Raw genomic sequence first — 10,313 nt, forward strand, 5'->3', positions numbered from 1 at the left:
AGTTTTGGAGGGGTACAGAACCGCCCCTTCGGGGCGGCAGAGGAGGAAAAACATGCAAGACATTGGAGTTTAACTAACTGAGTTTCAAAGCTAAATATAGCGGACAAAAACCGACCTTTCCACTTGCACTAATAAGAGATAGGAGGTGTTAAACATGGAGAAGGCTAAGGTTCTAAAAACTTTGGAGAAGGTCTTTATAGCTTTAGCAGTGCCACCACTAATAGCGCTGGGCGATTGCAACATCTTTAACTTTGCCGACCCCCGCATAGCGCCCCTTGTTGAGTACAAGCTTCGTGATAAGCTACAGGAAGTTCCATGCAGGCCTGACAATGTCCTACCAGTAGAGAAAGGCTACCTTGTGCTAATAAAACTCCCGGGCGGCTATCATGTGCGTGGCTATCATGTGGACAAAAGGCTTGAAGAAGTGGAAAGGAATTGGAAGGATGCAGAAAGGATATTGCAGGCAAAGGGGTATAAGATGGAAGAAAACACTTTAAAGGCTTGTGTAGTAGGAGAAGTTATAGGTCTCATGTGGGTAGACAGAGAAAATGTCCTTCTTGTCTCACCGTATAAAAAGGCTTACTCTTGTGAAAGCCCTAAAGCCTTAGGCAATGTGCTTGATGTGAATGGCGGTTATTTTGCGTGCGTCCGTCTAATGCACTATAAGTCATTGGAGGAGGAAAAACATGAGAAAGAGAAAGAGTAGCAACCAAAAGCTTTTGTTAAAGCTTGTGCAGGAGCTTAAGGAGCTTAAAGAGACCATAGAAGGCTTTGAAGAGCCTGTCTTACTCTCCGATGTGGTAGAGCATGAGTTTGACAAGCCTGTGTGCATTGTCTTCCTGTCCGACCTTCATGTAGGCTCTGTGCATTCAGACTATGAAAGGCTTGAAGGTATTGTGAAGGAGCTTTTCTCTCAGGAAGGTGTATATGTGGTGATAAACGGAGACCTGATAGACAACTTTGATGTGCCTGTGCCTAAGCTTGCCTTAGAAGGTGCAAGCTCACAAATCCTTTCTCCTGCAAAACAAAGAGCCATTGCCAAGAAGCTCTTGATGTTCTTAAAGGACAAGCTTCTTGCTTTTGTGATAGGAAATCATGAAGAGTTCTCTTCGCTTGACTTTCTCTCCACCGTTAAAGTGCCTATGGGGCTTAACAGGCTTGTGGTTGAGCTAAAAATTGGAAAAAAGACTTACAACATAGCTATAGTCCACAAAAGCAGGTTCAACTCCATAATAAACCCAACCCATGCGGGCATAAGACAACTCCATCTTTTGTATCCATACGCAGATGTGATAGCACTGGGGCATACACATGCGCCTACTGTTGCTACCGTTTTCTATCCAAAGGACATGAGAGAAGGCTTAACCCCACGCATAATTCTCAACTCTGGTTCTCTAAAAAACCTTGACGCCTATACCTACAAACACTTCAACCCCTATCCTGTTTCCAACCTATCCGTGCCTGCGGTGGTTTTCACTCAAGAAAGAGCGGTGCCTTTTGCAAGAGTGGAAGATGCCTTGCTTTTCTACAAAGCTATTAGCCATGTGTCTTGAAAGCACTATAGAGCGTTTAAGAAAGGAGCTTGAGATGTCTCTCAAGGACTTAGGCGTAAGGCAGGAGCTTTTTGAGAGAGCACTAAAACTTGAGTTTACCACTTCCTATGTGGTGCGAGGAAGAAGGAGTTATGAGCTAAGAGTGAGTGATGAGAACCTAATCCAGCACAGGCTTGCCTACGGAAAGGAGCCTGAGAAGTTAAGACAAACCGCAAGGCTTTATTGCCTTCTTAGGAAGCTCACAAAGGTAAAGGAGGAGCTGAATGAACTTCTTGCAAACACTAACCTTTAAAGAACTTATCATGCTTTACGATTTTGTGCTAAGAAGTCTTTACCACGCAGGGCAACAGAAAGAAGAAAACTTTAGGCTTGTTCTGAAAAGCCTAACGCTTTCTAACCTTTACAAAAAGGAGAAGGACAGGTTTACAAGGTTTGTTATAGTGCAGAGAGAAGAAGAGAGAAAGGTGCTAAGCCTTGCGGAGCTTGTTTTTCTCAAGTGGGAAATAGAAAAGGCGCTTTTTAGTGGAAAGCCTGAGAAGGTCTCATGGTCTCAAGGGGATGAAGAGATAAGCTTGTGGATAGAAGAAGACAGGCTTGTGCTTGAAGTGATGGGGGGAGGAGACATAGCAAGGCTTAAGCTTTCCAATCCTGAATACTTGCGCATCCTTGCAACCACCATTGAAACCATGCAAGTGTGGGATGCGGTGTATCCAATAAAAGATGATAGGTTTGAGCTTGTCCGTGCCAAACCTTTTGCTCTTTTGACGGTTAAGAAAGAGCCACCGCTCCTTCTCAAGCTCGGACGCTATCCTGTCCTTACCATGGCTATCCTTAGCGTGCATGCACTCAAGGAAAAGCTTTACTCAAGTCCTTTGGAATGATGCCTTTTGTTAGTCGGTTGGTAAAGAACTTTACCAACTCCTGAGTATTTCCAAAATTGGAGTTCAATTTTGGAACAATTTTTGCATGATGGTAAATGCGGTAGTGCTAACAGAGAAGGAGCTTGAGGAGGTAGGTTGAGAGTTTTAGGAGTTGGTAAAGAACTTTACCAACTGTCTTTTAAACTCTACGGGGTTTGAGAAGTCAAACCATACGCCGTTTATACACACATTCCAGTGGTCAAACTTTAACTTTGCGGAAGGAAGGTGCTTGTGGACATACCTGACAAGCCAGTAGTGGAAGCTATTATAGACAAAGTCTTCAAAGTTGTGGATAAGAGACCTGAGCTTTTTAAGGTAGTCTTCCAGAGTAGTGCTTTCAACAAGGGCAAGGTCTATGTCTTTGGAGCTTACCTTCTTGGAGCGTAAGATATAGTAGAGAGGGCCGTTTAATTCGTAGCCTTTAAGGTAAAGAATATTGCGCCAACCATAATCCCACGCACTCACAAGCAACAGGGCGGACGGTAGGTCAACATCAAGCTCTCTCCTTTTTCTGAAAAGTTCCTGACTGACTGAAGGACATACTTCTCTATCTATGTTCCTGTAGTTGATGTGCAAGTATACAAGCTCTAAGAAGTCCTTCTTGAACTCTTCAAAGGTTAGACCTGCCCTCTTCCTTTGCTCAAAACCTATCCTGATAGCCCACCACCTTAAGCCCCTATATGTAAGCTTTGTATATCCTTCCTGAACGATTGTAGGATAGTTAAGGTAAAACAAGGCTCTGATAAACTTTTCTGGGTCTTCCGCTACGGTTTTCAAGTAAGTATAGCAGGCTCTTTGTTTTATCTCTTCAAGGCTAAGCGTCCTTACTTCTGTGGGGGTCAAACCATACCGCCTTAGAGCAAGAATGTAAGGTGCATACAAACGCCTTCTATCTCCTATCCACGCAGGGTTTCTGAAGAAAGCTATCGCATCTTCAAGGTTGATTGTTGTTTTCCTACCTTTGTAGTTCATAAACATGTTCTGGAAAGTGCTTATGTTTAACTCCTTGAGCCTGTTCTCTTCCTTTTTCCTCTCTTTCCAAAGGCAACGATAGTAATTGCGCCTTAGCTCAGGATAGTTTTGAATAAGGTCAAGCCTTCCAAGTTTTATAAACCGCTTGATATAGTAGCAGTAAGGAAGCTTGACCGCATAGCCTTGAAAGGCTTGAGTTATAGACGGTAAAAGCTCAGGCCTGTGTTTCGCCCGTCCTTTCTCTTGAAGATACTTAAATGTAGGCAAACCACGCAGTCTCAAAAGCCAAAAAGGACTTAAACCATAGTCTTCAGCAGTCTTCAAAAGGTCTAAAAAGTCTTGCTCCATCTCTAAACCTTATTAGTGCATCAGTCTAACTTGCCGAAATACTACCGAAGATGAAGGTAAATTTTAGCCATTTTGAGTGGAATTAGGAGTAGATAAGAAAAGCGTCAAATCCTTGATACACTTAGCTTTTCTTTGAAGCGTAATGTTTTCAGAAGCGTATGTTTCCTGCTTGGCGTGTAGGAGGTCGGGGGTTCAAATCCCCTCCGCTCCACCAAAAATAAAAAAAGGGGCTTAAAGCCCCATATCCTTTGCTTGTTCTTCTGTTAGGTGTCTATCCTCTTGAGATTCCCTTTGAAGTGCTTCACACCTGTCAAGGAGTTCCTTTAGCCTTATTGGCGCCTCTGTCAAGGGCAGGGAAGAGTCGTATATCTCCGCCTTTACACCGCATTCTTTCATGGCCTCATATAGCATCCTAAGGCCCTTTTCGGCCTCTGGCCCATTTCTACGCACCACCCATATCCAATTGGGATTTAGCTTTCCTTCCTTGTAGAGGTCCCTTATGGCATTTGCCACGCCTTCACCCAAGGTTACATCAATCCTTGTGTTGTTGGCCGTTCCACCGCATACCAAAACTCCCCTAAGGCCGGGCTTTGAGAGAATTATGCGTGTTATCTTATACATTTTTTCCGCCGGTGGATTTCCTCCTATGTCGGTAAAGTTGGCAGGCCTTAGGCCGATGGCGTAGGTGGTCTCTATGGTAACCGTTGAACCCCCACCGCCAAAGGTCATCATGGCAATATCACCATCCACCTCCACATAGGAGCCAGCCTTTCCTCTGTGGTCATCCCTATCTATGAGAGAGGCTTCTATCTCCCTTTCTGTGGGTGGCCTCTTCATGGCTGTCCTTACGCCGTATATCTTGGCTGGTGGTATGCTTGCATCATCGTCTATGGTTACCACTGCGTCAAGGGCCAGAACCTTTTGCTTTCCTCCCACATCGCATATGGCAAGTGGGTTTATCTCCAAGAGTCTGGCTTCTGCCTCCCAAAAGGCCCTCCACATATTGGCTATAACTTCTGATAGCTCCCTTAAGACTCCCATGTATTCTTTTGGAAAGCCAAGCTCAAGGAGGTAGTTCCTTACCATGTGGGGGTATAGGCCTTTTATTGGGTCTATTACCCAGCTTTTTACCTTTTCTGGTGGGACCTCCTCTATGTCCATTCCACCTTCAAGGCTCAAGGTCAAAACAGGCGCCCTTACCTCTGTAGAGTAGGTTATGGAGGCATATAGCTCCTTTAGTATGTTTGCCTTTTCTGTAACCAAAAGGCCCACGGGCATCTCGCCATAAACAGGGTAATTAAGCAGTGCGTTAAAGGTCTCTATGGCTTCCTCTGGGCTTTTACACAGCTTTACAGCGCCAGCCTTTCCCCTTTTTCCCACAAGCACTTGGGACTTTATTACACATTCCCCAAGTTGATTGATAAAGTTGACTATCTCATCACTAAGATGGTTATCAAACATAAACCTTGGCGTAGGAATACCATACTTTTTAAATATCTTCTCGTAAGCCTCATACTCATAAAGGTTCATTCTCAAACCTCCTTTTTCAAAGGTATGACTAAAATTATAACATTTCAGCGCCTTAATAGAAATTCATCCTTTTGGACTTTTTTTATAGCACGCGTCAGCGTGTCCCTACATTGCTTGTCTCATTTATTTTTTGCAAAAATACACGCTGGGTGAGAAATTCCCTTTTGTAGGGGCACGGTGCACTGTGCCCTTTCTTTTTATATTTTTTATGGCACGCATCAGCGTGCCCCTACGTTTAATTGTCTAAGTTTATTTTTAGTAAAAATTGATAGTGGCATGCCCCCAGAAGATAAACTTCTCATACTACCTGTTAAAAATCTAAAATGCCTTTGTGGTGGCACGCCAATACACAATCGGGCAGGGACAAGCCCCGCCCTTATATTCTTAATCTTTCTTGAAGGCAAAGGATATTACCTATAATGCGTTACTATCCATAATGTAAATAAAGAAAGCCATATTAGGAGAAGGGAAATAAGAGTGTTATCACCCTGTGCCCGCAAAAGTTCAAGAGTTTGTTGTGCATAGCTTAGGTCTAACTTGGACGTACGACTAAATGCCTCCCAACCCTTATAACCCATATACAAGCCATAAACCATTAGTAAAAAGCTATAAACTATTAGTAAAAGGCTTGTAATCGCTTTACAAATCGACAAAACCGCCATACATAAACCATAAACCACCGCTAAAGGAATTATAATTACCTTATCAATTATTGCTAAAAGGCTTGTAAAAACTATCATGGCTTGCCCTCCTTAACAAGGTCCTGGGTCAAAGACCCATCGCTGTTGGAATGGGTCCCACTTTGGTCTGGCTCTAAACTTTACACTCCTTCCATCATCATAGGTGCGCCAGCACATATCGTTAATACATCTGGTATTGCACCTAATTTGGCCCGGCACCTTTGATGGCTTTGGCGGAAATGGGTCCTTGGCATAGGAGACCCCACCCAAAAACAAAAGACCAAACAAGGCAAAAACCCCAAACACCCTCATGGCTTACACCTCCTTATTAAAATTTCATCTTGCATGCTTCTTCCTCTCCAAGGTCGCAAGCCTTTTTTAGATACTCATAGGCCTTTGAACTATCCGCCTTTGTGCCTAAGCCTCTTGCATGCATCCAAGCAAGCTTTCTACATGCGCTACCATTCCCCAGATCACATGCCTTTTGATAAAACTCCACCGCCCTAAAGTAGTTTTTGGAAACACTCAAGCCCTCCTCATGCATAAAACCAAGCACAAAACACCCATACTCATCACCATTATCGCAAGAACTTTTGGACAGCTCCAACGCCTTTCTATAAAACTCCTTAGCCTTCTCCATATCCTTTGGTAGCCCTATACCCTCGGCATACATATAACCAACCAATAAACACCCAAAGCCACTTTCCATCTGACAGGCCTTTTGAAAAAGCTCAATAGCCTTGCTTGTGTTCCTCAAAACCCCCTTACCTTCCTGATACATTGCACCAAGGTTTATACAAGCCATGGCTTCGCCCTTATCACATGCCTTTTGATAAAGCTCGCTCGCCTTCTTATAGTCCTTTGGCACTCCCTTGCCTTCTGCATACATAAGCCCAAGGTTTCTACATGCCAAGCCTATGTCCATCTGGCAAGCCCTTTCAAAAAGCTCCATGGCTTTTTTGCGATCCTCCAAAACACCCTGTCCCCTTGCATACATAACTCCAAGGTTTAAACAGGCTTCGCCCATATTTTTATTACAAGCTTTCTCATAAAACTCCACAGCCTTCTTATAATCCTGTGGCACCCCCTTACCCTCCGAATACATAACTCCAAGACTATAGCAAGCTTCTGCACTACCCAGCTTACAAAGGACTTCCAGCCCAGCCCTCTCCGAACATGCGCTTATTAAAAAACCCCATTACTAAAAAGGTCGCAAGCTTGCGCATGCCACCCTCCCTGAGTTTATTTTAACAAACCTTGATTAATATCCCATCGGCTCATAGGCAGAAGCCTATAATTAATACCTGATGAAAAGAGCCATAATAACGGGCATAAGGCGGATTGGACATAAAGTAGCCAAAAGCCTCTTAGAAAAGGGTTGGACTGTAGGAGTTGTTTATAAAACTTCCGAAGATATTTATAAAAGCCTCTCAAAAGAGTTTGGGCCAAGGGTTTTTGGAGTAAGGGCTGACCTTAGCCTTTGGCAGGATTGTGAAAGAGCAATAAGGGAGCTTTCTGAGAGGCTTGGTGGAGTGGATGCCTTTTTGCACTTGGCAAGCCCCTATGAGGCCACACCCCTTGATAGCTTAAAGGAAGAAGATATAGATAAGCACTTCAAACCCATAGCCCAAGCCTTTTTGGTCTTTTGTAAGGAGCTTTACCCTGTGATGCTAAAAAACACAGGAGATATTAAAGGTAGGATAATAGCCTTTGGAGATTGGGCTACCAACACCACACCTTATAGGAATTATTCAGCATACTTTGTGGCAAAGGGCGCCCTCCACACGGCAGTAAAAGTGATGGCAAAGGAGCTGGCACCCCATATCTTGGTAAACGCCATAGCCCTTGGACCAACTGTAAAGCCACCAGATTTTTCCCAAGAAAAGTGGCAAGAGTACATAAACAAAACACCACTCAAAAGGCCTGTATCTGTGGAGGATGTAATAAAGCTTACCCACTATCTCCTTGAGGTGGAAAGCATGACAGGGGAGATAATAAACCTTGACAGTGGAAGACATGTATCGGGAGAATGCACATAAAATTGTAGTCCTCTTTAGTGGAGGGGTGGAAAGCACATGCCTTTTGTACCTTTATCTAAAAAAAGGCTGGCTTGTCTATCCGGTTTATATGAGGGCTGGCTATCCTTGGGAACCTGTTGAGCTGGAAAATGCCAAAAGGCTTTGGCAGTATGCCAAAAGGACCTATAAAAACCTCATGCCAATAAGGATTCTCTTTTACACAAACCCGGAAAAGGTGAAAAGTAGAAGCCATAGTAAGGACCTTCTTATACCCTTAAGAAACCTAAACCTTATAACACCTGCAAGCAACTACGCCCTTTTAAAAGGTATAAAAAGCATAGCCATAGGTAGCTTAGGTATTTACCCTTTTTATGATAACAACTTAGACTATATGAGAAGCTTGCAAAGGCTTACAGGGATTGAAATCTTAACACCTTTTATGGGTATGGAAAAGCACCAGGTCATAGCCAAGTTTTCAAAGGATGTGCCTTTAGAAAGGACCCTTTCCTGCATAAACCCAAAAAGGTCAAAAGGTAAGATAAGCCCTTGCGGGCGCTGTGAAAAGTGCAAAGAAAGAGAGGAGGCCTTTAAAGCCCTATCACTTTAACCACCACCCTCTTCCTCCTTTGGCCGTCAAACTCCGCATAGAATATCTCCTGCCATGGCCCCAGGTCCAGCTTGCCGCTGGTGACAGGAACCACCACCTGAAGATGGGTAAGAAGGTTCTTAAGGTGAGCATCCCCGTTGTCTTCTCCCGTCCTGTGGTGTTTGTAGTCCTCTCTAAAGGGTGCCAACCTTTCAAGCCATTCCCATATATCCTGGTGCAATCCCTCCTCATCATCCTGGATTATCACAGAGGCGGTAAGGTGCATAGAGGATACAAGGCATAATCCTTCTCTTATGCCAGACTCCTCCACTATCCTTTTGACCTCCTCCGTTATCCTTATAAGTTCCCTTCTATTCTTGGTTTGAAAGGTAAGATAGGCCGTATGGCTCTTCATGTGTGCGCCTTCATATATTGGCTTATTATAGCCTCCATCATATCCCTATGATAAAGCCTTTCCTTTTTTAGTGCCTCTATTTCCATTTCCAATTCATGGGTCATTGGGTGATGCTTTTCCAATTTATCAATCTTGGCATCAAGCTCATGGTGCTTTTCATAGTGATACTTAAATTCCTTGTTTTCCTGTAAGAGTTTTTGAATGATCTCTTCTCTGTTCATCTCACATCCTCCTCTTTTGGTCTTACTAATATTAAACCACAAAGGCTAAGCACATATCCAAGCAGAAGCACCTCAATCAAAGCAAAGACTATAAAGACAATAAAGGAAAAGGCGAAAGGCACCAAAGATAAAAGGAATAGCCAAAAGTATCTGCGAGTGGTCGTGTAGCTCCAGTATGGGTCCTTGGAAGAATCTACTGGGAAGACCCTCTTTTTAATAAGCAAGCCAATAGGTAAGATGGCAAGGCCCATAACCGATAAGAAAAAGAACATAGAACGGGGAAGGTCCGGATGGACCGGCAACTTAAAATAAAAATACAATGGAAGGCATGCCAAAAAGGTTATGGTAAGAGAAAGCACAAAGGCATAGTAAAGCTGTTTTGACCTTTTTCTATAAAGTTGTAATTTATCCATATTAGCATGATATAATATAGGCGAGAGAGGTGATAAGATGCAGGTGGATATTATAAGCGAGGAGAGGTTGGAAGAATGGGCAGAGTTTTTAAAAGCCCTTGCCCATCCTATTAGGCTAAGGATCATATCGGTATTAATTGAGGGCAAGCAGTGCGTCAAAAACCTTAGCGACCTCCTTCACACTTCTCAACCGAACGTATCTCAACACCTAAGCATTCTAAGGAACAAAGGCATATTGGGGTGTAAGAGGGATGGTTCCATAGTGTGCTACTACATCAAAGACGAAAGGGCAATAGAAATTTACAAAATCCTTAGTAAGGAGGTGTAAAATGGCAGGTAGCGTTATAGTGCTTACAGAAGCAAACTGGCAGGCGGAGGTTATAAACTCCAATGTGCCAGTGGTTGTGGATTTTTGGGCACCTTGGTGCGGACCTTGTAGGATAATAGCACCCATAATAGAAGAGCTTGCTATGGAAATGGGAGATAAGGTAAAGTTTGGAAAGCTAAACACAGACGAAAACCCAAACATAGCCATGAGATATGGCATAAGGGCCATACCTACCATAATGCTCTTCAAAAACGGTGAAGTGGTGGATACGCGTATAGGCGTCCAGCCAAAAGAGGCCCTTAGACAGATGATAAACAGCCACCTTTAAA

Annotated in this window: 16 protein-coding genes; 8 read left to right on the forward strand and 8 right to left on the reverse strand. The window is 43.5% G+C overall.

The genetic code is table 11. The features are described from left to right. Window positions 1-154 precede the first annotated feature (154 nt). From ACZ5GB_RS07325 to ACZ5GB_RS07340, 4 genes are read left to right on the forward strand one after another with little or no spacing between them, the layout of a single operon-like run. Window positions 155-706, forward strand: coding sequence for a hypothetical protein (locus tag ACZ5GB_RS07325; RefSeq protein ID WP_464326574.1), 552 nt, complete (start codon window positions 155-157; stop codon window positions 704-706). Then, a complete protein-coding gene (locus tag ACZ5GB_RS07330) occupies window positions 687-1,553 on the forward strand; it encodes a metallophosphoesterase (RefSeq protein ID WP_464326575.1) in 867 nt (288 codons plus the stop codon). The genes ACZ5GB_RS07325 and ACZ5GB_RS07330 overlap by 20 nt, the downstream gene beginning before the upstream one ends. Then, the gene (locus ACZ5GB_RS07335; protein WP_464326576.1) at window positions 1,543-1,845 is read left to right on the forward strand and encodes a hypothetical protein; all 303 of its coding nucleotides are present in this window, start codon (window positions 1,543-1,545) and stop codon (window positions 1,843-1,845) included. Before ACZ5GB_RS07330 ends, ACZ5GB_RS07335 begins: the two co-directional genes overlap by 11 nt. After that, on the forward strand, window positions 1,817-2,434 hold the full coding sequence (locus ACZ5GB_RS07340; RefSeq protein WP_464326577.1) for a hypothetical protein: 618 nt from the start codon (window positions 1,817-1,819) through the stop codon (window positions 2,432-2,434). Before ACZ5GB_RS07335 ends, ACZ5GB_RS07340 begins: the two co-directional genes overlap by 29 nt. A 144-nt stretch (window positions 2,435-2,578) precedes the next feature. On the opposite strand, the gene ACZ5GB_RS07345 is transcribed toward ACZ5GB_RS07340, so the two are convergent. The 5 genes from ACZ5GB_RS07345 to ACZ5GB_RS07365 all read right to left on the reverse strand — a co-directional run bounded on the left by ACZ5GB_RS07345 (window position 2,579) and on the right by ACZ5GB_RS07365 (window position 7,108). Next, complete coding sequence (locus tag ACZ5GB_RS07345; RefSeq protein ID WP_464326578.1) at window positions 2,579-3,793, reverse strand: hypothetical protein; 1,215 nt, start codon at window positions 3,791-3,793, stop codon at window positions 2,579-2,581. A gap of 231 nt (window positions 3,794-4,024) precedes the next feature. Continuing rightward, window positions 4,025-5,323, reverse strand: coding sequence for an ATP-grasp domain-containing protein (locus ACZ5GB_RS07350; protein WP_464326579.1), 1,299 nt, complete (start codon window positions 5,321-5,323; stop codon window positions 4,025-4,027). A 410-nt stretch (window positions 5,324-5,733) separates the two neighbouring features. Further along, window positions 5,734-6,063 carry a hypothetical protein gene (locus ACZ5GB_RS07355; RefSeq protein ID WP_464326580.1) on the reverse strand — a complete coding sequence of 110 codons (330 nt, stop codon included), beginning with the start codon at window positions 6,061-6,063 and terminating at the stop codon, window positions 5,734-5,736. A gap of 12 nt (window positions 6,064-6,075) precedes the next feature. Further along, entirely contained in the window at window positions 6,076-6,315 is a 240-nt protein-coding gene (locus ACZ5GB_RS07360; RefSeq protein WP_464326581.1) for a hypothetical protein, read from the reverse strand. Between the two features lie 16 nt (window positions 6,316-6,331). Then, window positions 6,332-7,108 carry an SEL1-like repeat protein gene (locus tag ACZ5GB_RS07365; protein ID WP_464326582.1) on the reverse strand — a complete coding sequence of 259 codons (777 nt, stop codon included), beginning with the start codon at window positions 7,106-7,108 and terminating at the stop codon, window positions 6,332-6,334. A 202-nt stretch (window positions 7,109-7,310) separates the two neighbouring features. On the opposite strand from ACZ5GB_RS07365, the gene ACZ5GB_RS07370 reads away from it, so the two are divergent. Both ACZ5GB_RS07370 and ACZ5GB_RS07375 read left to right on the forward strand, forming a co-directional pair. Then, complete coding sequence (locus ACZ5GB_RS07370; protein ID WP_464326583.1) at window positions 7,311-8,042, forward strand: SDR family NAD(P)-dependent oxidoreductase; 732 nt, start codon at window positions 7,311-7,313, stop codon at window positions 8,040-8,042. Window positions 8,043-8,067: 25 nt separating this feature from the next. Next, a complete protein-coding gene (locus ACZ5GB_RS07375; protein ID WP_464326584.1) occupies window positions 8,068-8,628 on the forward strand; it encodes a 7-cyano-7-deazaguanine synthase in 561 nt (186 codons plus the stop codon). On the opposite strand, the gene ACZ5GB_RS07380 is transcribed toward ACZ5GB_RS07375, so the two are convergent. Genes ACZ5GB_RS07380 through ACZ5GB_RS07390 form a run of 3 tightly spaced genes read right to left on the reverse strand, consistent with a single transcriptional unit; the run spans window position 8,609 to window position 9,656 of the window. Continuing rightward, window positions 8,609-9,022 (reverse strand): secondary thiamine-phosphate synthase enzyme YjbQ, encoded by a 414-nt coding sequence (locus tag ACZ5GB_RS07380; protein WP_464326585.1) that lies wholly within the window; start codon window positions 9,020-9,022, stop codon window positions 8,609-8,611. The genes ACZ5GB_RS07375 and ACZ5GB_RS07380 overlap by 20 nt on opposite strands. After that, a complete protein-coding gene (locus ACZ5GB_RS07385; RefSeq protein WP_464326586.1) occupies window positions 9,019-9,243 on the reverse strand; it encodes a YdcH family protein in 225 nt (74 codons plus the stop codon). The genes ACZ5GB_RS07380 and ACZ5GB_RS07385 overlap by 4 nt, the downstream gene beginning before the upstream one ends. Further along, entirely contained in the window at window positions 9,240-9,656 is a 417-nt protein-coding gene (locus ACZ5GB_RS07390; protein ID WP_464326587.1) for a hypothetical protein, read from the reverse strand. Before ACZ5GB_RS07390 ends, ACZ5GB_RS07385 begins: the two co-directional genes overlap by 4 nt. A gap of 37 nt (window positions 9,657-9,693) precedes the next feature. Here ACZ5GB_RS07390 and ACZ5GB_RS07395 point away from each other — a divergent pair, with 37 nt between their 5' ends. After that, window positions 9,694-9,984 (forward strand): ArsR/SmtB family transcription factor, encoded by a 291-nt coding sequence (locus ACZ5GB_RS07395; RefSeq protein ID WP_464326588.1) that lies wholly within the window; start codon window positions 9,694-9,696, stop codon window positions 9,982-9,984. A gap of 1 nt (window position 9,985) precedes the next feature. Continuing rightward, the gene (gene trxA / locus ACZ5GB_RS07400) at window positions 9,986-10,312 is read left to right on the forward strand and encodes a thioredoxin (protein ID WP_464326589.1); all 327 of its coding nucleotides are present in this window, start codon (window positions 9,986-9,988) and stop codon (window positions 10,310-10,312) included. Window position 10,313 lies beyond the last annotated feature (1 nt).

Source organism: Hydrogenobacter subterraneus (assembly GCF_055390195.1).